This is a genomic window from Aeromonas sp. R6-1, assembly GCF_040908165.1.
In the GTDB taxonomy this organism is placed as follows: domain Bacteria; phylum Pseudomonadota; class Gammaproteobacteria; order Enterobacterales; family Aeromonadaceae; genus Aeromonas; species Aeromonas caviae.
The window spans coordinates 260,382-280,921 of record NZ_JBFODF010000026.1; the positions used below are offsets into that span (position 1 = coordinate 260,382).

Sequence of the window (20,540 nt, forward strand, 5' to 3'; positions counted from 1 at the left end):
GGCAATTGACACAGAAAGACCATGGAAATTTTAAAGAAAAGATAACAATTTGACAAGAAAGGGAGTCGATGGGCAAAAACAATAAATACACAATTTTTTGTCTTTTGTGACGTATGCTTAGCATTGTCACATGTAACATTACCAATAAAAAAAGCCTGGCAAATTGCCAGGCTTTTTTGACACTCCTGAGAGTGCGTACCAAAAGCGAATTAACGCTTGGAGTACTGCGGACGCTTACGCGCTTTGTGCAGACCGACTTTCTTACGCTCAACCTTACGGGCATCACGAGTAACAAAGCCAGCTTTACGCAGCTCGGAACGCAGGGTCTCGTCGTACTGCATCAGAGCACGAGTGATACCGTGGCGGATCGCACCAGCTTGACCGGAGATGCCACCACCGTTAACGGTGATGTACAGATCCAGTTTCTCGGTCATCTCGACCAGTTCCAGCGGCTGACGAACTACCATGCGGGCAGTCGGACGGCCGAAGTATTGCTCCAGGGAGCGCTGGTTGATTACGATTTTACCGCTACCCGCTTTGATGAATACGCGAGCAGTGGAGCTTTTGCGACGGCCGGTACCGTAGTATTGATTTTCTGCCATGTTGCCAGTTCCCGTTAGATATCCAGTACTTGAGGTTGCTGAGCAGCATGAGCGTGCTCTGCGCCTGCGTAAACTTTCAGCTTACGGAACATGGCACGGCCCAGCGGACCCTTCGGCAGCATGCCCTTGACGGCAGCTTCGATTACCATTTCCGGCTTACGCTGAATCAGCTTGTCGAAGCTGATGGACTTGATACCACCCGGGAAACCGGAGTGAGCGTGGTACATTTTGTCGGTAAATTTCTTACCGGTTACGTGTACCTTCTCAGCGTTTACAACGATGATGTAGTCACCGGTGTCAACGTGCGGAGTGTACTCGGCTTTGTGCTTACCACGCAGACGAGCAGCGATCTCGGTTGCGATACGACCCAGAGTTTTACCTTCTGCGTCCACAATGTACCAGTCACGTTTTACGGTTTCTGGCTTGGCAACGAAAGTTTTCATTAAGTTAAACCCAATTACCTGTTACAGACCCAATTGCTTATGGGGGCTCTCCCACAAACAACAAACGATGGCCTACCTGTACCCCTTCGAATACAAGTAAAGCTTAAAGTGTTGCTGTCTTATCGACAGCTGTAACGTGGGCCGGGCGATTATAAGTGAAGTTGCCTTAAATATCACCTGCTAATTTCACTGCCATGAAGCTAGCAAATGTCGCCCGGCCCTACCTGCCGCAGATGCCCATCCGACTGGCAGGCGCGGTATTGTGACTAAGGAAGGTGCACTCTGGCAAGGTATTCGTGCGATTGCATCTCCTGAAGCCGTGAAAGGCAACGCTTGAATTCGAAATTCAGCAAGCCTTCGCCATAGAGCCCGGTCATGGGGACCGCCGCCGATATGATGAGCTTGACGTGCCGTTCATAAAACTCATCCACCATGGCGATGAAGCGGCGGGCCGCGTCATCCGTGCCGCTGCCCATGGGTTGCACATTGGCCAGCAGGACAGTGTGGAACTCACGGGCCAATTCGATGTAGTCGCCCTGGGAGCGTGGAGTACAGCACAGCTGTTCAAACTCCATATAAAGCACCCCTTCCCCCACGCCCAGTGCACTCAGTTGGCGATGGTTGATTTCCAGTGCGGCGGCAGTCACCTGCCCAATCCCGGTCAACTGGCTGAAATAACGATCCAGGTTGCTCCTGGCCTGATCATCCAGCGGGAAGTGATAGATCTCTGCCTGTTCCAGGGTTCGCAGCCGGTAATCGACACCGCCATCGACATTGATCACCTCGCAGTGGCGCTCGATAAGCGCGATGGCAGGCAGGAAGCGAGCACGCTGCAACCCGTTGCGGTAGAGATCCTGAGGGGGGATGTTGGATGTGGCCACCAGCACCACGCCATGGCCAAAGAGTTCCTGGAACAGAGTGCCGAGCAGCATGGCATCCGTGATATCCGAGACGAAAAACTCGTCGAAGCAGATGACGTCGGTCTCGTCGGCCAGCTTGCGGGCGATCAGCTTGAGCGGATCGGACTGACCGGTCAGCCCTTTGAGCTCATCGTGCACCCGGTGCATGAAACGGTGGAAGTGGATGCGCAGTTTGCGCTCCCCCGGCAGGCTCTCAAAAAAAGTATCCATCAGCCAGGTCTTGCCTCTGCCCACACCGCCCCACATATATAACCCCTGGACGGGGTCACGGGTTTTCGGCTTTTGCAGCCAACCTAGCAGGCCACGGGATCTGGTCGGAGTCGGGCTTGCGCACAGATCCTGATAGAGTCGCTCCAGGCGGGCGACTGCCATGGCCTGGGCCGGATCGGCCACAAAGCCGGGGCGCTGCAAATCCTGCTGATATTTTTGCTGCGGGGTCATCCTGTAAACCGCCTCCAAGTCCCTGAATGAGGGACAAAATGGTATCACGCTCTCGGGGGGCACGGTATAGTGCCAACGAGGCGTTGCGGTCCATCCGACCGCTTCAAATTCATCGTGTTAGCTGTAACAAGGAGCTTCTATGACTCTGTTTAACGGGATCCTGCTGGCGATCGCCGCCCTGATCATCGGCGTGCTGATCGGCCGCTTCTCTGTCCGTAGCCGGGATGCCGGACGCCTGGAACAGGAGCTGAAAAAAGCCCACAAGGAGCTGGAAAGCTACCAGGGGCAGATCACCACCCACTTCGCCGACAGCGCCGCCCTGATGGAGCAACTGGCCGAACAGTACCAGACCCTTTATCGCCACATGGCGGAACAGAGCAAGTTCCTGGCCAAGGTACAGGAACCACTGTTCCGCGAACCCGAAGTGGAAGAAACAGGCGATGCCGCCAACAGCGAGGAGCCGGGCCTTCCTCCCCGCGATTACGCCGGTGCGTCCGGCCTGCTCAAGCAGCCGGGCTGATCGTCGGTTGAACTAATTACGCTTTATCGTGGTCAGACCTTGACGATTGCACTGCAACTTTTTCTGGGAGCTGTTTCTCATATGCGTAAATCTCTTTCTGTATTCAGTGTCTTAGCCCTCAGTGTCGGTATCGCCATGTCCTCAGCACCGGCGCAGGCCGCACTGCCCCTGATGGCGAACAACCAGGAGATGCCGAGCCTGGCCCCCGTCCTCGAGCAGGTGACCCCTGCCGTGGTCAACATCTCCGTCTCTGGCAAGAAGATCACCCGCCAACGCCTGCCGGAACAATTCCGCTTCTTCTTCGGCCCCAACATGCCTGACGAGCAGGTGAGCGAGCAGCCCTTCCAGGCGCTTGGTTCCGGCGTCATCATCGATGCCAAGAAAGGCTACGTGATCACCAACGCCCACGTGGTCCACGAGGCGGACGAGATCAAGGTCAACCTGAAGGATGGCCGTGAGTATGCGGCCAAGAAAATAGGGGAAGACAAACAGTCGGATATCGCCCTGCTGCAAATCAAGGCCGAGGATCTGGTGCAGATCAAGTTCGCCGACTCCGACGAGCTGAGAGTCGGTGACTACGCGCTGGCCATCGGCAACCCGTTCGGCCTGGGCCAGACCGTCACCTCCGGCATTGTCAGTGCCCTGGGTCGCAGCGGCCTCAACATCGAAAATCTGGAGAACTTCATCCAGACCGATGCGGCCATCAACTCCGGCAACTCGGGCGGCGCCCTGCTCAACCTGCGCGGGGAGCTGATCGGCATCAACACCGCCATCCTGGGCCCCAACGGCGGCAACATCGGCATCGGCTTTGCCATCCCGTCCAACATGGTGCGCGATCTCTCCGAGCAGATCGTGAAATACGGCGAAGTGCGCCGTGGCCAACTGGGGATCACCGGCACCGAGCTCACCAGCGAAATCGCCAAGACCTTCGGCTACAACAAGAAGGACGGTGCCTTCGTCAACCAGGTCATGCCTGACTCCGCTGCCGCCAAGGCAGGCATCAAGGCAGGCGACATCATCATCAGCATCGATGGCAAGCCCATCCGCTCCTTCGGCGAGCTGCGTGCAAAGATCGCCACCATGGGGGCCGACAAGCAGGTCTCGCTCGGCCTCATCCGTGACGGCAAGGAGCAGAGCGTCAAGGTCACCCTGAAGAAAGCGGATGACAGCGAGATCCTGGCCAGCGCCCTGCATCCGGCACTGGAAGGGGCCAAGCTGAGCACCACCACGGACCCCGTGACCGGCGTGGCCGTCTCCGACATCGATCCCCGCTCACCGGCAGCCGCCTCCGGCCTGCAAAAGGGCGACATCATCATCGGGGTCAACCGCCAGCGCATCAACTCCATGGGTGAACTGACCAAGGTGTTGAAAAACAAGCCGGAAGTCCTGGCGCTGAACATCCAGCGCGGTGACTCCTCGCTCTATTTGGTGATCCGTTAAGCCCCTCACACCCGCGGCAACCGCCGCGGGTGATTTTTATCCATCGATAATGTTATTCTCTGCCCGCAGCCTGTACGGACGAGAAAGACATGAAAATCCCACCTCTGATCAGCTACTTGGGCAAGTCCGTCGGCTTTGGCCTCGCCATGGCTGCGCTTTTGTTGCTGGTGTTCCCCAATTTTCGTGGCGGCGCCCCCCTGCCGGGCCTCATCACCAATGCCCGCGAGCTGAGCTTCTCCTACGCGGCCCATCGCGCCGGCCCTGCCGTCGTCAACATCTACACCCGCAGCTTCGCCGGCAATCGCGGTGAAAAAGCCGAACTCAGACCCCAGGGGCTGGGGTCCGGCGTCATCATGAACCAGCGCGGTCACGTGCTCACCAACTATCACGTCATCGCCGATGCGGACCAGATCATCGTCGCCCTGCAAGATGGCCGGGTATTCAGTGCAGAGCTGGTCGGCACCGACAAACTGACCGATCTGGCGGTGCTCTACATCGAATCGGACAACCTGCCGGTGATCCCGCAGGACCCGGATCGTCTACCGGACGTGGGAGACGTGGTGCTCGCCATCGGCAACCCCTACAACGTCGGCCAGACCATCACCCAGGGCATCATCAGCGCCACCGGGCGTATCGGCCTCTCCAGCATGGGGCCGGACAGCAACGGCCGGCAGGATCTGCTGCAGACCGATGCCGCCATCAACGAGGGCAACTCCGGAGGCGCCCTGGTCAATGGCCGTGGCGATCTGGTGGGTATCAATACCGCCGCCTACCACCTCAACGGCAATCAGGAGAGCTATGGCATCAGTTTTGCCATCCCCTACAAGCTGGCCAAGCGCATCATGGACGAGCTGATCGCCAACGGCCGGGTCATCCGCGGCTACCTCGGCATCTCCAGCGTCGAGATCAATCCCATCGTCGCGCGCATGCTGAACCTGGGGGACTTGCAGGGGTTGGTGGTGGAGAGCCTGGATCCCAATGGCCCAGCCACCAAGGCCGGTCTCAAACGTGGGGATGTGCTGCTCAAGATCAACGGAGAGGCCATCACCGGCGTGCGTCCCGTCATGGACAAGATCGTCGAGAGCCGCCCCGGCACCAAGCTCACCATCTCGGTGATCCGCAACGGCAAGCCGCTGGACGTCGATGTCATCATCGAAGAGGACCTGCGCTACCAGAATCAGACCCTGCCGACCAGCAGTGCGGCACCCGCCACCTGAGGGGCGGATCCTCGCAGGGCCCGACAGGGCCCTTTTTTGTGCCCGCTTTCCTCCGGCTCCCGCTTGTGCGTGAGACAGCTCACACATTGCGCCAATGAGCAATCGGGCGAAGGCGACGTCAAAACGCGCCACCGATCACACTCCCTTGCCGCCAGTACGCTCCTTTCCTCTTCCTGAACGCCAAAAGGGCTTCTTTTGATGCCTTTCCCTCCGGATTTCCACTTCGAATCGGAAAAAACCTGCCTCCTCCCGCACTCTCCACCGCTTTATGGTGAGCCCATCCTTTCTGCCAGCCTGGAGAGCAGACCTTGAATACCGACACCCATGACGCCCCCCTGACCCCGGACAGCCCGGCACTGCTGCGCAAGACCGACCTGACCCTGGCCCGCATTCACAACCTGCTGGCGGATCAGGGCATACGCCCCAACGACGTGCAGCAGCAGATGCTGGCCTCCCACGTCAAGGCCATGGTGTGGCGCTCCTACAGCGGGGAGTCCCTGCCGGAGGTCGACCTCAGCCTGTTCGAGGAGATCTCCCCCCTCTCCCTGCGCCTGGCCGAACAGGTCGTCGCCTGGCTCGACCGCCTCGCCTACGAGGAGGCGCACCTCTTGTCCGTCCATTTTGAAGTGGCCAAAGAAAACGAACTCAGCTCAGTAAAAGGAGAAAGCTAAATGACTGCCATCAAACTCGTGATTGGAGATCGTCTCGGCAAGGGTCAGAAAGTGGGGGCCGGCGCAGAAGCCGCCGGCGCCACCGTGACCGTCATCCCCGGCATGGCCGCCGACATGAAGCTCGGTGATGTGATGAACAAGGAGCAGGCCGACCTTGGCATCTCCTTCTGCGGCAGCGGTGGCGCGGGCGCCATCACGGCCCAGACCAAGTACGGCTACAAGTGCCGCTACGGCATGCGATCCATCGAAGAGGGTGTCACCGCCATCAACGAGGGGTGCGTGGTACTGGGCTTCGGCTTCATGGACAAGGAAGAGCTGGGCCAGAAGCTGATCGAAGCCTTCGCCAAGAAACACGGACGCGCCTGATGAAAGAGCACTTCACCACCCGGATCACGGTCAACGGCAAGGGGGCGACTCGCCAGCAGGCGTTCGCCGCCGCCCTCAGCCAGGTGCAACCCAGCCTGCTCAAGGAGAGCTCCAAGGTGATGCTGCGCATCGAACCCCTCGAGGTCGAGGTGCTCGAGGCCGAGGAGTCGGTACGGGTGGAGAAGTTCCTGTTCTTCTTCCTGCCACGCCAGCGCCATGAGTTCCGGGTCCGGCTGGCGATCACCGTCAAGGTCACCAGCCTGGATGTCGACAAGGTGGATTTCACCCGGGCCTGACCCCACAACCAAAAGGACAAGTTGGATGTTTCTAATCATTTTGATGAAGTCACTCATCATCGGCGGCCTGGTAGGCGTCGGGGTGGGAGCTGGCGCGGCGCGGATGTTCCACGCCCCGACCGTGCAGGGGATGGGCGCGTTCCGTACCCTGGGCGAGCTCAACTCCTGCGAAGGGGACCCCGCCTCCCACTTCTCGTTCGGTCTTGGCTTCTTCTTCAACGCCTGGGCCTCCACGGTCGCGGCCGGCGCCTTCACTCAGGACGTGGATCACCGCATCCTGCCGAACTGGGGTGCAGCGGCCCTGATGATCAAGAACCGGGATCTCGCCACCACCCTCCATGATCCCAAAAAGATGGCCATCGCCTGCGGCATCATAGGTGCCATCGTGGTCGCCTTCCTCAACAGCACCGCCGCCGCCGTGCCAGCAGCCCTGCAGGTCACCGCGGTCAAGGTACTGGTGCCCGCCGCCAACCTGCTGGTCAATACCGTCATGCCGGTGATCTTCTGGCTGGCCGCCATCGAGGCAGGCAAGAAGTCCGGCTTCTGGGCCACCATCTTCGGCGGTCTGGCCCAGCTCATCATGGGCAACGCGGTACCGGGCCTGGTGCTTGGCATCCTGATCGGCAAGGGGGTGGAAGAGAGCGGCTGGAACCACGTCACCAAGGTGATGATGAGTGCCATCGTCCTGCTGTTCGTGCTGAGCGGCTTCTTCCGCGGCTTTGACATGAAACTCATTGAATCCTTCCACCTGGGCGTTCCCCTGTGGCTGGAAAACGTCCACAACCTCATGAGCGGCAAATAAGGAAGCACACCATGGATGAGAAACTGAGAAACAACTTCTGGTATGCCGACTGGTCCTTCCCCATCTTTGTCGGTCTGCTCTCTTCCGGCGTCTTCGCCGGTACCCACATGTTCTACCTCTACGGGGTCGGCGCCTTCAACGAGGTGGCCTTCGTCGCCATGCTGAAAGCCGGCATGGACACGGGGGCCTATGGTGCAGTCGCCGCCTTCGGTGCCAGCTTCCTGTTCGCCCGCATCATCGAGGGCTCCTTGGTGGGGATCCTCGACATCGGCGGCGCCATCCAGACCGGAGTCGGCCTCGGGGTGCCCGCCCTGCTGCTGGGGGCCGGCATCGTCTATCCGGTGGAAAACTTCACCGCTTCCCTGATCACCGGTATGGGGATTGGGATGGCCATCGGCTACGTGATCATCCTGGCGCGCAAGTTCACCATCAACCAGAGCAACTCCACCTACGGGGCGGACGTCATGATGGGGGCTGGCAACAGCTCGGGCCGCTTCCTCGGTCCCCTCATCATCCTCTCCGCCATGGGCGCCTCCATTCCCATCGGGATAGGCTCCCTGCTGGGTGCCCTGCTGTTCTACATCTGGGAGAAGCCCATCACGGGCGGTGCCATTCTGGGGGCCATGCTGTTCGGGACCGTCTTCCCCATCGCCCTGGCTTAATCCAAGGCCGTCTCTTGGGCGGCATTCAAGAACCTGTTTGCGCTCTGTCGCGAGAGGTCGTCAGCAAGGTGAAGAGCAACACATGAGCCTTGGAAGCGGCCTCGCAGTAAGAGCGCAAGCAGGTTACAAGAGGGATATCAGCATGTACGACACGATCATCAGGGCGGGACGCCTGGGAAACGGGCAGCTCGTCGACGTCGCCATCAAGCATGGCAAGATAGCGGCGCTGGGTTCGCTGCCAGAGAGCACGGAGGCGAAGCAAACCCTCACTCTGGACGGGCAGGTCCATGTGAGCGCCGGCTGGATTGACGGCCACACCCACTGCTACCCCGCCTCCCCCCTCTATCACGATGAGCCGGACAAGGTGGGCGTGGAATCCGGCGTCACCACCGTCATCGACGCCGGCAGTACCGGGGCCGACGACGTGGACGACTTCCAGCGTCTCGCCGCCGGCTGCAAGACCCGGGTGCACGCACTGCTCAACATCTCCCGCATCGGCCTGCTGCGCCAGAACGAGCTGGCGGATCCGGCAGACATCGATCCCGCCCTCGCCCAGGCGGCCATCCGGCGCCATCCCGGCTTCATCGTCGGCATCAAGGCACGCATGAGCGGCAGCGTGGTGGGTGAAAGCGGTCTGCAACCCCTGCGCATGGCCAAGCAGATCCAGCAGGCCAATGGCAACCTGCCACTGATGGTGCACGTGGGCAACACGCCGCCGGATCTGGACGAGATCGTCGCCCTGCTGGGGGAGGGCGATCTGCTGACCCACTGCTTCAACGGCAAGCCCAACCGCATCCTGACCCCTGCGGGTGAACTGCGCCAGGCGGTGCGCGAGGCGATGCGGCGGGGACTCTTGCTCGACATCGGCCATGGCGGTGCCAGCTTCAGCTTCGAGGTGGCAGAGCTGGCCATTGCCCAGGGCATCCTGCCCCACACCATCAGTTCAGACATCTACTGCAAGAACCGCATCAAGGGGCCCGTCTACAGCCTTGCCCACGTGATGTCGAAGTTCTTCGCCATCGGCATGACCCTGGAGCAGGTGCTCGCCTGCGTCACTCACCAGGCCGCCGATGCCCTGCGCCTGCCCGGCAAGGGGCGACTCGAGGTGGGCGCCGATGCAGACATCACCCTGTTCGAGGTGAGCTGCGGCCCCACTCTCTTTACCGATACCGAGGCCGGCACCCGCAACGGTGACCGGCAACTGCTCCCTCTCGCCGCCCTGGTGGGCGGCGAACTGGTTCTGACTCACTACGGGAAATCACACCATGCCTTCTGTGTATGAGAAATACCGGCTCAAACCTGTGATCAACGCCTCCGGGCGCATGACCATCCTCGGCGTCTCCACCCCCGAGCAGGAGGTGGTCGATGCGGTCAACTTCGGCCTCGGCCACTACTTCGAGGTGAAGGATCTGGTCAACAAGACCGGCGCCTACCTGGCCGATCTGCTGGGCGTTGAAGATGCGGTGGTGGTCTCCTGCGCCAGCGCCGGCATCGCCCAGTCGGTGGCCGCCGTGATAGTGCGCGGCGACCCCTATCGCCTCGAGCAGTTGCATGCTCATGCCCACGACGTGCCGAGCGACATCGTGCTGCCCAAGGGCCACAACGTGAACTTTGGTGCTCCCGTCGGCACCATGGTCAACCTGGGGGGCGGCAGGGTGGTGGAGGCAGGCTACGCCAACGAGTGCTCACCCGCCCAGCTGGCCGCCGCCATCAATGCCAATACCGCCGCCATCCTCTACATCAAGTCCCACCACTGCGTGCAGAAGAGCATTCTGTCGGTGACCGAGGCGGCCGAGGTGGCCAAGGCCCACGGGATCCCGCTCATCGTCGATGCGGCGGCCGAAGAGGATCTACGTCTCTACTACAACCAGGGTGCAGATCTGGTCATCTACAGCGGCGCCAAGGCCATCGAAGGGCCCACCAGCGGCCTGGTGCTCGGCAGACGTCAGTATGTGGAGTGGGTCAAGCAGCAGGCTGGCGGCATAGGCCGTGCCATGAAGGTGGGCAAGGAGGGGATCCTCGGCCTGACCCACGCCATCGAGCGCTACCTGGCCAAAGAGAAGGAGAGCGGCGCCGCCATGGTCGCCAAGATGACCCCCTTCATCGAGCGCCTCAACCAGCTGCCCGGCGTCACCGCCAAGGTGGTGTGGGACAGCGCGGGGCGCGACATCGCCCGCACCGACATCGCCTTCGACCACCAGCAGATCGGCATGACCACGGCGGAAGTGGTCTCTCGTCTGCAACAGGGTACCCCCGCCGTCTACTGCCGCGGCTACAAGGCCAACGAGGGGCACATCGAGATAGACGTACGCAGCATCACCCAGCCCCAGCTCGACCAGATCCACTCCGCCATTGCCCACCTCGTTCAGGAGAACAACTGATGTCTCTTACCCCCAATTACTACAGCGATCGGGTCTGCCTCAACGTGCTGGCAGGTTCCAAAGAGAATGCCGTCGACATTTATGAGGCTGCCGAGGGCCACGTCCTGGTCGGCGTGCTCTCCAAGAACTACCCGGACATTCCCTCTGCCGTCGCCGACATGGAGGCCTACGCCAAGCTTATCGACAACGCCCTCTCCATCGGGCTGGGAGCCGGTGATCCGCGCCAGTCCACCATGGTGGCCGAGCTGGCCCGCCAGCTGCAGCCCCAGCACGTCAATCAGGTGTTCACCGGGGTCGGGGCCAGCCGGGCGCTGCTCGGTCAAGCTGACACCCTGGTCAATGGCCTTGTCTCCCCCACCGGCACCCCCGGCATGGTGAAGATCTCCACCGGCCCCCTCAGTAGTCAGCAGCCCGATGGCATCGTCCCCATCGATACCGCCATTGCCCTGCTCAAGGACATGGGGGGCAGCTCGGTCAAGTTCTTCCCCATGGGGGGACTCGCCTGCCGCGCCGAGTATCAGGCTGTGGCCGAGGCCTGTGCCCGCCACGGTTTCTGGCTGGAGCCCACCGGCGGTATCGATCTTGAGAACTTCGAGGAGATAGTGCGGATCGCGCTGGAGGCAGGAGTCGAGAAGGTGATCCCCCACGTCTACAGCTCCATCATCGACAGCGAGAGCGGCCAGACCCGGCCGGAGGATGTGCGTACCCTCCTCGCCATGGTGAAGGCACTGCTGGCATAGCAACCCCACAGGCACCGGTCCGATCACTGGGCGGTGCCTGGCTTGTTAATGACCCCCTTGTTAACATCGACCCACCATGCACGACAGGAGTCCCCACCCCCTCATGACCAAGCTGCCCCACCCCAGACTCCAGCAACTGCTCGCCCTGCTTCACGCGGAGCCCCTGCCACAGGAGGAGCTGGCCCGCCGTCTCAATGTGTCCACCCGCACGGTGCGCACCGACGTGGCGACCCTGAACGAGCTCATCGCCACCCGGGGCGCCCACCTGATCCATCAGCGGGGCAGCGGCTACCAGCTCAAGATCTACAATCAGGGACTGTTCGATGCGCTGCTGGCCGCCCAGGGGCAGGAGAGCCCTCTGCCTCGCACCAGCCGCGAGCGGGTGCTGCACCTCCAGGTCTTGCTGCTGACGGCGGAACAGGGGATCAAGCTCGACGAGCTGGCGGATACCTGGTATCTGAGCCGGGCGGCTTTGCAAGGGGACATGACGGAGGTGCGGGAGCGGCTCGCCCACTTCGGGCTCACCATCGACAGCAAACCCAGAGTGGGGATGCGCATTGCGGGAAGCGAGCTGGCGATCCGCGCCTGCCTCACCCAACTGCTCTGCCAGGAGCTGCTGCACCAGCATCCGCTCCAGAGCCTGTTGCCCACCCTCTGCCCCAGCAAGACGCTGGAGGTAGTGGGCAACCACATTCACGAGCAACTCGGTCGCCATCAGCTACGCCTGGCCGACGAGAGCCTGCAGCAAGTCACCGTCTACTGTGCCGTCGCCCTGCTTCGCCAGGCGTCTGGCCACGAGTTGCGCCAGTTTGCCAGCGACGACATCACCCCGCCCCTGGCAGTGGTGGCCCGCGACATCTATGCCGAGCTGCCGACCCTGACTTCACCGGTGCAGGAAGAGATCGCCTGTCTCGCCATCCAGATCCAGGCTCGCCTCACTGCAGAGACGCCCCTGCTCAGCCCGGCCATGGCGGCCGAGAGCGAGCAACTGACTGCACACCTGCTGGGTTACATCCACCAGCACTACCCCTATGACCTGCGCGGCGACCCGCAATTGCGAGCCGACCTGCAGACCCACATCGGCGCCATGCTGCTGCGGGTCAAATACCAGATTGGCAGCCACAATCCCCTGGCGGATCACATCAAGCAGTATTACCCCCTCGCCTACGACATCACCCTGGCGGCCATCTCTGAGTGGATCAGGCAGACCCCCTACCGATTGACCCACCACGAGATCGGCTACCTGGTGATCCACATCGGGGTCGGCCTGGAGCGCCACTACGACATCGGTTACACCCGGCGCCCCCAGGCGCTGCTGCTGTGCGATGCGGGCAACGCCACCTTCCGGGTGCTGGAAGCACGCATCCGGCGGGAATACCCCCAACTGCAGCTGACCACGCTGGAGTCGGTGCGGGACTATGAGGGACTGGTGCGAGTCGAGCAGGATTTCGTCATCAGCACCCTCAAGGTGAGCGAGAAGAATGCTCCCGTGGTGCAGGTCTCCCCCTTCCCGACCCAATACCAGCTGGAGCAGCTCGGCAAGCTGGTGCTCGTCGATCGCACCCGTCCCTATCTGCTCGACAAGTATTTCGATGCCGACCACTTCATGGTGCTTGATGAACCCATCAGCCAGGGGGTGCTGTTTGATCGCATCTGCAGCCAGCTTGAGGCGGAGGATCTGGTGGAGAGCGGATTCCGCGGATCCTTGCAGGAGCGGGAGCGGATCGTCTCCACCCTGCTGGGGGACGGCATCGCTCTGCCCCACTCCCTCGGCCTGCTGGCGCGCCGCACCCTGGTCTATACCGTGCTGGCCCCCCAGGGGATCGACTGGGGCAACGGCGAGAGCGCTACCCTCATCTTCGTGCTGGCCATCGCCAAGGCGGATTATGAGGAAGCCATGGGACTTTATGATCTGTTTCTGGCACTGATGAACGAAAAAGCCAGCAGAAGTCTGCTGGCTTGTCGGGATTTTGCCGCTTTCAAGGCGCTGGCTCGCAGCGCACCTTGAGCACGCCGAGGCGTATTACTCCTCATTGAAGCCCGAGGTGAACAGCGCCACCACGGCGGCCAGGGCCTCCACCTCTTCGGGGCCCTCCACCTGCACCTCCACCTGTTTGCCCTGGGCGGAGTCCAACATCAGCAGGCCGATCACGCTGTCCGCGTCGGCCTCGACTCCCTCTTCGTTGCGCAGCAGCACGTGGGCATCGAACCCCTGCACCAGCTCGAACAGCATCATGGCCGGTCGGGCGTGAATGCCTAACTTGTTTTTGACTTCTACCGAGGCGGAAACGGTCATCTGAGCATCCTGTGGATCTGTCAGGCGGGGTTTGAACGCTTGTCCAACGTGCGATGGCGGATCTGCACGTTCTTGCCAAGCAACCGGAATGCGCTGGCCAGCCGCTCGGCGATGAACACCGAGCGGTGTTGTCCGCCGGTACAGCCGATCCCGACGGTCACATAGCTGCGATTGTTGCGCTCCAGGTGGGGCAACCAGGTCCCCAGCATATTCTCGATCTGCTGGATGAACAGCATGACATCCGGCTGGCTGGAGAGGTAGTTGGCCACGGGCTCATCCTTGCCGGTGAAGGGCTTGAGCTCCGGGATCCAGTGCGGGTTGGGCAGGAAACGGGCGTCGAACACGAAGTCCGCATCCTTGGGAATGCCGTACTTGAAACCGAACGACTCGAACACCAGCACCAGTTCGTTCTCTTTCTTGCCGAGCACCCGGGTTTTGATGAGCTCGCTGAGATCGTGGATGCTGAGGTTGGTGGTGTCGATGCGCAGGTCGGCGGTCGAGGAGAGCGGTGCCAGCAGGTGGGTCTCTTCCCGGATCGCCTCGTCCAGCGAAAGCTTGTTGCGGGACAGAGGATGCAGACGACGGCTCTCACCGTAGCGTTTGAGCAGGGTCGCGTTGTCCGCATCGAAGAAGAAGCTCGAAAACTTGACTCGCCCCTCGTTGCGCACCTGGCTCAGCAGGTTCTCCAGCCTGTCTGCCTGGGCAGGCAGGTTGCGCACGTCGATGCTGACCGCCAGCTTGTCATACTGACACTCCACCGACACGATCAACTGGGGCAGCAGGTTGACCGGCAGGTTGTCCACGCAGTAGTACCCGAGATCCTCGAGCACCCTCAGGGCCACCGTCTTGCCGGAGCCCGAACGACCGCTTACTACAATTAACTGCATCTTGTCCCCTCACGCCAACGTGGCTGTGTCAGACCCGGCCTCAGGCCGACGTCATGATCTGATAGAGTTCTTCGTCGCTGGTCGCCTGGCGCAGCTGGCGGCAGACGGCCTTGTCACCCAGTTTGGATGCCATCAGGGAAAGAGTCTTGAGGTGCTGCTTGCACTCGCTTTCCGGCACCAGCAATGCAAAGAGCAGGTCAACCGGTTGATTGTCGATAGAATCGAAAGGGATGGGCTCGGAGAAGGTCATCAACACGGCGGTCGGCGCGAAGGCGTCGTCAATCCGGCCGTGGGGGATGGCGATACCGGCTCCGATCCCGGTACTGCCCATCTTTTCTCGCGCCAGCAGGCTTTCAAACAGGACCTGGCGGGAAGCGCCGAGGCGCTCTGCGGCCAGTTCACTGATGATCTCGAGCGCGCGTTTCTTGCTGGTACAAGGGACCGCACTCTTGGTGCAGTCCCGACTCAGTATGTGTTCAAGTTGCATAGTTATTTTTGATTTAACTTATCTTTGTGCTTGATGATCTGCCGATCCAGTTTATCCAGCAGGGTATCAATCGCCGCATACATGTCGGCATGCTGCGAATTGGCGAACACCTCTCCCCCGCTGACATGCAGCTTGGCTTCGGCGATCTGGTTCAGTTTTTCGACGCTCAACACCACGTGTACGTTGTTGATATGGTCAAAGTGACGCTCGAGTTTGGCAAATTTGTTGTTCACATAATCACGCAGAGCTTCGGTAATCTCGACATGGTGTCCGGTCAGGTTAATTTGCATAACGTCTTCCTTTTGTTTGCCTAAACCAGGCGTTTGCGCTGATTGGATGGCGGGATCAACAAGGATTCACGGTACTTTGCGATCGTGCGTCTCGCCACCATAATACCCTGTTCGGCCAGCAAATCCGCGATCTTGCTATCACTAAGCGGCTTGGCGGGGTTTTCCGCCGTCACCAGCTTCTTGATCAGGGCGCGAATAGCGGTCGATGAGCACTCTCCTCCTCCCTCCGTATTGACGTGACTGGAGAAAAAAAACTTCAGTTCAAAAATGCCGCGGGGCGTATGCATGTACTTCTGGGTCGTGACCCGTGAAATGGTCGACTCATGCATCTCCACCGCTTCCGCGATGTCGTTGAGTACCATGGGTTTCATGGCCTCTTCGCCGTACTCGAAAAAGCCCTGCTGCTGCTCGACGATGCAGCTGGCCACCTTGAGCAGGGTGTCGTTACGACTCTCCAGGCTCTTGATGAACCACTTGGCCTCCTGCAAATGAGAACGGATGAACTGGGTATCCGTGCTGCTGCGGGCATTGCGCGCCATGGCCGCATAGGCCTCGTTGACACGGATGCGCGGAGCAGAATCCGGATTGAGTTCAACCACCCACTTGCTGCCCTTCTTGACCACGGACACATCCGGGATCACGTACTGGGATTCACTCTGGATGATGCCGTTGCCGGGTCTGGGCTCCAGTTGCTGGATGAGATCCAGCACCTCCTTGAGATCGCTCTCCTTGAGGCGGGTCTTGCGAGCCAGGGTGCGGTAGTCGCGATTGCCGAGCAGGTCCATGTGTTCGCGGATCACCTCTCTGGCTTCGTCGAGCCAGGGCAGGTCCGGCGAATACTGGCCGAGCTGGATCAGCAGACACTCTTGCACCGAACGGGCGGCGATGCCGACCGGATCGAAATGCTGCACCCGCTTGAGCACGGCTTCGATCTCATCCAGTTCGACTTCTACCTCCTCGCTGCTGACTGCAGCCTGAATATCCTCAAGGGTGGCAGTCAGATACCCGGATTCGTCGATGGCATCGATGATGGCAAGCGCGATGGCAGCATCCACATCACTGAACGGGGTGAGCCGCATCTGCCACAGCAGGTAGTCCTGCAGGTTCTCGGTGGTCTCCCCCTGATAGACGCTGTCTTCCCCGTCATGGATGGGGCCTGCGCTCTGGGCCGTACCGGCCGAGTAGACCTCGTCCCAGGTGGTGTCCACCGGCAGTTCATCCGGCATGCTCTCCTGGGCCATGGCATCGCTGGAGTCGAGTTGACTGGCGTCCTGTGTCTCTGTCTGACTGGTTTCCTGCGCCTCGTTCTCCTCTTGCTCCAGCAAGGGGTTGTTGTCGAGCGCTTGCTGAATTTCCTGCTGAAGTTCCAGGGTGGAGAGCTGGAGCAGACGAATCGCTTGTTGTAATTGTGGCGTCATGGTCAGGGACTGACCGAGACGCAACTGTAATGTCGGCTTCATCTACGTCGGGATATCCTTATGTTCAGCGAGGCAGTCACCTAACAAAAATGAGGGGTGCCCCCTTACTATAGACTGAATTGATCGCCCAAATAGACGCGCTTGACCTGCTCATCGGCGAGGATATCGGCCGGCGCGCCCTCAGCAATCATCTTGCCGTGGCTGACGATGTAGGCCTTCTCGCACACATCCAGCGTCTCTCTGACGTTGTGGTCCGTTATCAGCACACCCAACCCGCGTTCTTTCAGATGCTGGATGATCTTTTTGATATCGATGACTGAAATAGGATCAACACCTGCGAAAGGCTCATCGAGCAGAATGAATCTCGGCTCTGCCGCCAGCGCCCGGGCGATTTCCACCCGGCGCCGCTCCCCACCCGAGAGGCTCTGGCCCAGGCTGTCGCGGATATGGGTGATATTGAACTCTTCCAGCAACTGTTCGACCTTATCCTCCCGCTCTTCGCGGCTCAACCCCTTGCGGGTCTGCATGACCCCCATCAAGTTGTCGAACACCGACAGGCGCCGGAAGATGGAGGCCTCCTGGGGCAGATAGCCGATGCCATTGCGGGCACGGATATGCATGGGCTGCAGGCTGATGTCCTGCTCGTCGATGGTGATGAGGCCGGCATCCCGCTGCACCAGGCCCACGATCATGTAGAAGGAGGTCGTCTTGCCCGCGCCGTTCGGACCCAGCAGACCCACGATCTGGCCCGTTCCCACCTCGAGGCTCACATCGCTGACCACCATGCGGCGCTTGTAGCTCTTTTGCAGACCCGTTGCTTTTAACACTGCCATGGCTGTTGTTTCCTACTTCTTCTGATCGGCGGGTTTGTCGAAGTTCTCCACCTGATCCGGCAGGAACACCGTCTTGACGCGCTGGGTGGGCCCCTTGCTCTCGGCAATCATCTTCTGCTTGACGATGTCGTAGCGAATGAGATCGCCGGTCACCTGGCTGTCTTCCTGCTTGAGCTGGCCATTGCCGGTGATGGTCACCAGCCGGTTCTTAAGCTCGTAGCGGATGCTGTTGCCATGGGCATTGACCGGTTTGCCGTTGTCCAGCACCTGGAAGAAAGTGGCTGGGTTGCCATACGCGGTCATGACCTCGGCGCCCTTGTCGCCGGAGCGGATCACCACCACCTTGTCGGCCTTAATCTTGATGGTGCCCTGGGTGATGATGACATCCTCGCTGAAGGTGATGCGGTTGTCCTGCATCTCGGCCACCTGCTTGACAGCATCCACATAGACCTTCTCGGCAAAGTCGGACTCTTTGGCATTCAGGGAACCGCACAGCAACAGGGCCGTGAGGGCCAGATTAACGTTTTTCATTAAAATAAGTGGCATGGCCTTTATCCAGTAACTCGAAATATTTACGTTCCAGGTGACCCTTGAGGCCAACGCCCTCGGTCTGGAACTCCTGGCCCACAATGCTGATGTGCTGGTTGCTTCTCATCCCCTGCGTCACCAGATCCAGCTCCAGATAGGAAGTATCCAGCGTGGAGATGAAGGACGCGGGCAGCAGACCGTCCAGATGCACCTTGTCACGGAGGATCACATTGTCATCGGTGTTGAGCACCCCGGTTTCGGCCGTCAGCTTCCATTCGGCCGCGCCCTTGTCATCGAACATGTAGACCACCGGCTTGGTGAAAGTGGCCTGCTCGAGTACCTGGTAGTACTCCGCATATTCGGATTCCAGCCGCTCGGTGCGCTTGCCCTGCTCGTTGAAACGGGTCGTCACCAACTCTCTGGCGGTGAAGTCCGGTTGAAAATTTTCCGTCTTGGTGGTCGGCTCGGGGACCAGCTCTATCTCCCCCAGCTGCCAGGCCGCCAGCGCAGCCAGAAACAGCAGGCCGAACAGCACAGTCTGTTTGTTCATCGCGACGCCTCGGGTTGATAGTCAGCCAATCCCTGGGCCTGCAAAATAAGGTCGCACACCTCGCGCACGGCCCCGACGCCACCGCCAAGCCGCGTCACCAGCTCCGCCTTCGCCAGCACAAGCGGATGGGCGTCGGCAACGGCGATACCCAGGCCACAAGCCTGCATCACCGGCAGATCGATAGTGTCATCTCCCATATAGGCGGCTTGCGATGCATCCAGCCCGAGCTTGGTCAGCAAGGCCTCGAAGTAGGGCAGCTTTTTGTCTGCACCCTGCACCAGGTGCTGGACTCCCAGACTCTGCATGCGATCGCTGACGATGCGGGAGTTTCGCCCCGTGATGATGGCAATCTCGATGCCCGCATTGAGCAGGGCACGCATGCCGGCACCATCACGGGTGCAGAAAGTCTTCAGCTCTTCGCCGTTATTGCCCATATAGATGAAGCCGTTGGAGAGCACCCCATCCACATCGCACACCAGCAGGCGGATCTGCGCCGCCTTCTCGTACTGGCTGCGCGTCACCGGACCATAGAGGGTCGGTACGTCTTGCATCAAATTACTCCGGCTTTCAGCAGGTCATGCATGTTGAAGGCACCCAGCGGGTGTCTCTCTCCATCCACAACCAACAACCCGTTGATTTTCCTGGTTTCCATCAGCTTGACGGCCTCGGCCGCCATCATCTCAGGCCCTACGGTAACACAGTTCACCGTCATGACGCGGCTGATGGGGGTGTGATGGATGTCCACCTGCAGGTCCAGAATGCGGCGCAGGTCACCATCGGTGAACAGACCGGCAAGCAGCCCTTGATCGTCCACCACCGCCGTCATGCCGAGCCCCTTGCGGCTCACTTCCAGCAGCGCCTGGCTGATGGTGGCATCTATCCCCACCTTGGGCAACAGCTCGCCGCTGTGCATCAGATCGCCCACTCGCAACAGCAACCGCTTGCCGAGGGACCCGCCCGGATGCGACAGCGCAAAGTCATCGGCGGTGAAACCACGGGCCTCCAGCAGGGCCACGGCCAGCGCGTCCCCCATCACCAGGGTGGCGGTAGTGCTGGATGTCGGGGCCAGACCGAGGGGGCAGGCCTCTTTCTCCACCTTGATGCACAGGTGCACGTTGGCCTCTTTCGCCATGGTGGAAGCCGGATTGCCTGTCATGCAGATGAGTGGAATGCCGCGGCGCTTGAGCACCGGCAGCAGGGCCAGGATCTCGTCGCTCTCGCCGGAGTTGGAAATGGCGATGATGAGATCCCCGGCTGAGATCATGCCGAGATCCCCGTGGCTCGCCTCGCCCGGGTGCAGGAAGAAGGCGGGCGTCCCCGTGCTGGCCAGGGTCGCGGCAATCTTGTTGCCGATATGACCCGACTTGCCCATGCCGGTCACCACTATCTTGCCGCCACAGCGCAGCACCATCTCGCAGGCGCGCTCGAACGCCTCGTCAAGGTATTGGTAAAGTCCATCAATGGCTTGTTTTTCTATGTCCAGCACCGCTCGGGCGCTGCGACGGAAATCGAACAATTCAGACACTTTTTCAGGCTTTACAGACATAAAGGCACAGCTCCGGGCCGAAATTTGCTGCGGGATTATAAAAAAGTCTGCCGAGATAAGCGAATCGGATGCGGAATGGGCGGTCATTGACGCAGGTTGTTACATAAAACTGTCGCGTACTTGGGGGGGAAACCCGCTCAATAGTTGTTCCTCGCTGTTGCTTAGACCTAGACTAGCCCATAAAATTCGCTCTTCATTTATACC

25 protein-coding genes are annotated in these 20,540 nt (G+C 60.4%); 12 read left to right on the forward strand and 13 right to left on the reverse strand.

From position 1 onward, the window contains the following. Positions 1–209: 209 nt before the first annotated feature. From rpsI to zapE, 3 genes are all read right to left on the reverse strand, one after another. Positions 210–602 carry a 30S ribosomal protein S9 gene (gene rpsI, locus AB5Y68_RS07735; protein WP_005336286.1) on the reverse strand — a complete coding sequence of 131 codons (393 nt, stop codon included), beginning with the start codon at positions 600–602 and terminating at the stop codon, positions 210–212. Positions 603–616: 14 nt separating this feature from the next. After that, positions 617–1,045: a 50S ribosomal protein L13 gene (rplM, locus tag AB5Y68_RS07740; protein ID WP_005336289.1), complete on the reverse strand. Its 429-nt coding sequence runs from the start codon at positions 1,043–1,045 to the stop codon at positions 617–619. A gap of 266 nt (positions 1,046–1,311) precedes the next feature. Further along, entirely contained in the window at positions 1,312–2,406 is a 1,095-nt protein-coding gene (gene zapE / locus AB5Y68_RS07745; protein WP_039040483.1) for a cell division protein ZapE, read from the reverse strand. 139 nt (positions 2,407–2,545) lie between these two features. On the opposite strand from zapE, the gene AB5Y68_RS07750 reads away from it, so the two are divergent. The 12 genes from AB5Y68_RS07750 to AB5Y68_RS07805 all read left to right on the forward strand — a co-directional run bounded on the left by AB5Y68_RS07750 (position 2,546) and on the right by AB5Y68_RS07805 (position 13,509). Further along, complete coding sequence (locus AB5Y68_RS07750; protein WP_010675856.1) at positions 2,546–2,926, forward strand: YhcB family protein; 381 nt, start codon at positions 2,546–2,548, stop codon at positions 2,924–2,926. Positions 2,927–3,007: 81 nt separating this feature from the next. Next, complete coding sequence (locus AB5Y68_RS07755; protein WP_039040482.1) at positions 3,008–4,366, forward strand: Do family serine endopeptidase; 1,359 nt, start codon at positions 3,008–3,010, stop codon at positions 4,364–4,366. 89 nt (positions 4,367–4,455) lie between these two features. Continuing rightward, positions 4,456–5,583, forward strand: a complete 1,128-nt coding sequence (gene degS, locus AB5Y68_RS07760; protein WP_010675858.1) for an outer membrane-stress sensor serine endopeptidase DegS — start codon at positions 4,456–4,458, stop codon at positions 5,581–5,583. Between the two features lie 308 nt (positions 5,584–5,891). Then, on the forward strand, positions 5,892–6,254 hold the full coding sequence (locus AB5Y68_RS07765) for a transcriptional regulator (protein ID WP_010675859.1): 363 nt from the start codon (positions 5,892–5,894) through the stop codon (positions 6,252–6,254). Further along, positions 6,255–6,620 carry an SFCGS family glycine-rich protein gene (locus tag AB5Y68_RS07770; protein WP_010675860.1) on the forward strand — a complete coding sequence of 122 codons (366 nt, stop codon included), beginning with the start codon at positions 6,255–6,257 and terminating at the stop codon, positions 6,618–6,620. Continuing rightward, a complete protein-coding gene (locus AB5Y68_RS07775) occupies positions 6,620–6,916 on the forward strand; it encodes a DUF4312 family protein (protein WP_039040481.1) in 297 nt (98 codons plus the stop codon). The genes AB5Y68_RS07770 and AB5Y68_RS07775 overlap by 1 nt, the downstream gene beginning before the upstream one ends. A gap of 25 nt (positions 6,917–6,941) precedes the next feature. Beyond that, positions 6,942–7,718, forward strand: a complete 777-nt coding sequence (locus tag AB5Y68_RS07780; protein ID WP_010675862.1) for a DUF4311 domain-containing protein — start codon at positions 6,942–6,944, stop codon at positions 7,716–7,718. A gap of 11 nt (positions 7,719–7,729) precedes the next feature. Next, positions 7,730–8,380 carry a DUF4310 family protein gene (locus AB5Y68_RS07785; RefSeq protein ID WP_039040480.1) on the forward strand — a complete coding sequence of 217 codons (651 nt, stop codon included), beginning with the start codon at positions 7,730–7,732 and terminating at the stop codon, positions 8,378–8,380. Positions 8,381–8,522: 142 nt separating this feature from the next. Continuing rightward, on the forward strand, positions 8,523–9,662 hold the full coding sequence (locus AB5Y68_RS07790) for an amidohydrolase/deacetylase family metallohydrolase (protein WP_039040479.1): 1,140 nt from the start codon (positions 8,523–8,525) through the stop codon (positions 9,660–9,662). Beyond that, a complete protein-coding gene (locus AB5Y68_RS07795) occupies positions 9,646–10,761 on the forward strand; it encodes a DgaE family pyridoxal phosphate-dependent ammonia lyase (protein WP_368207056.1) in 1,116 nt (371 codons plus the stop codon). Before AB5Y68_RS07790 ends, AB5Y68_RS07795 begins: the two co-directional genes overlap by 17 nt. Further along, entirely contained in the window at positions 10,761–11,501 is a 741-nt protein-coding gene (locus AB5Y68_RS07800; protein WP_039040477.1) for a KDGP aldolase family protein, read from the forward strand. Before AB5Y68_RS07795 ends, AB5Y68_RS07800 begins: the two co-directional genes overlap by 1 nt. A gap of 103 nt (positions 11,502–11,604) precedes the next feature. After that, the gene (locus AB5Y68_RS07805) at positions 11,605–13,509 is read left to right on the forward strand and encodes a transcription antiterminator (protein ID WP_368207058.1); all 1,905 of its coding nucleotides are present in this window, start codon (positions 11,605–11,607) and stop codon (positions 13,507–13,509) included. 15 nt (positions 13,510–13,524) lie between these two features. On the opposite strand, the gene npr is transcribed toward AB5Y68_RS07805, so the two are convergent. From npr to AB5Y68_RS07855, 10 genes are all read right to left on the reverse strand, one after another. Then, on the reverse strand, positions 13,525–13,797 hold the full coding sequence (gene npr, locus AB5Y68_RS07810) for a PTS phosphocarrier protein NPr (RefSeq protein WP_010675868.1): 273 nt from the start codon (positions 13,795–13,797) through the stop codon (positions 13,525–13,527). 20 nt (positions 13,798–13,817) lie between these two features. Then, positions 13,818–14,684, reverse strand: a complete 867-nt coding sequence (rapZ, locus tag AB5Y68_RS07815; RefSeq protein ID WP_039040475.1) for an RNase adapter RapZ — start codon at positions 14,682–14,684, stop codon at positions 13,818–13,820. 40 nt (positions 14,685–14,724) lie between these two features. Next, positions 14,725–15,171 carry a PTS IIA-like nitrogen regulatory protein PtsN gene (gene ptsN, locus AB5Y68_RS07820; RefSeq protein ID WP_010675870.1) on the reverse strand — a complete coding sequence of 149 codons (447 nt, stop codon included), beginning with the start codon at positions 15,169–15,171 and terminating at the stop codon, positions 14,725–14,727. 2 nt (positions 15,172–15,173) lie between these two features. Further along, complete coding sequence (hpf, locus tag AB5Y68_RS07825; RefSeq protein ID WP_005305957.1) at positions 15,174–15,461, reverse strand: ribosome hibernation promoting factor; 288 nt, start codon at positions 15,459–15,461, stop codon at positions 15,174–15,176. Positions 15,462–15,481: 20 nt separating this feature from the next. Then, the gene (locus tag AB5Y68_RS07830; RefSeq protein ID WP_039040474.1) at positions 15,482–16,921 is read right to left on the reverse strand and encodes an RNA polymerase factor sigma-54; all 1,440 of its coding nucleotides are present in this window, start codon (positions 16,919–16,921) and stop codon (positions 15,482–15,484) included. Between the two features lie 65 nt (positions 16,922–16,986). Continuing rightward, positions 16,987–17,712, reverse strand: a complete 726-nt coding sequence (lptB, locus tag AB5Y68_RS07835; RefSeq protein WP_010675872.1) for an LPS export ABC transporter ATP-binding protein — start codon at positions 17,710–17,712, stop codon at positions 16,987–16,989. Positions 17,713–17,724: 12 nt separating this feature from the next. Further along, on the reverse strand, positions 17,725–18,243 hold the full coding sequence (gene lptA, locus AB5Y68_RS07840; protein ID WP_010675873.1) for a lipopolysaccharide transport periplasmic protein LptA: 519 nt from the start codon (positions 18,241–18,243) through the stop codon (positions 17,725–17,727). Next, positions 18,230–18,790 (reverse strand): LPS export ABC transporter periplasmic protein LptC, encoded by a 561-nt coding sequence (gene lptC / locus AB5Y68_RS07845; protein ID WP_039040473.1) that lies wholly within the window; start codon positions 18,788–18,790, stop codon positions 18,230–18,232. Before lptC ends, lptA begins: the two co-directional genes overlap by 14 nt. Then, the gene (kdsC, locus tag AB5Y68_RS07850) at positions 18,787–19,341 is read right to left on the reverse strand and encodes a 3-deoxy-manno-octulosonate-8-phosphatase KdsC (protein ID WP_039040472.1); all 555 of its coding nucleotides are present in this window, start codon (positions 19,339–19,341) and stop codon (positions 18,787–18,789) included. Before kdsC ends, lptC begins: the two co-directional genes overlap by 4 nt. Next, positions 19,341–20,336: a KpsF/GutQ family sugar-phosphate isomerase gene (locus AB5Y68_RS07855; protein ID WP_029314845.1), complete on the reverse strand. Its 996-nt coding sequence runs from the start codon at positions 20,334–20,336 to the stop codon at positions 19,341–19,343. The genes kdsC and AB5Y68_RS07855 overlap by 1 nt, the downstream gene beginning before the upstream one ends. Between the last annotated feature and the right edge of the window lie 204 nt (positions 20,337–20,540).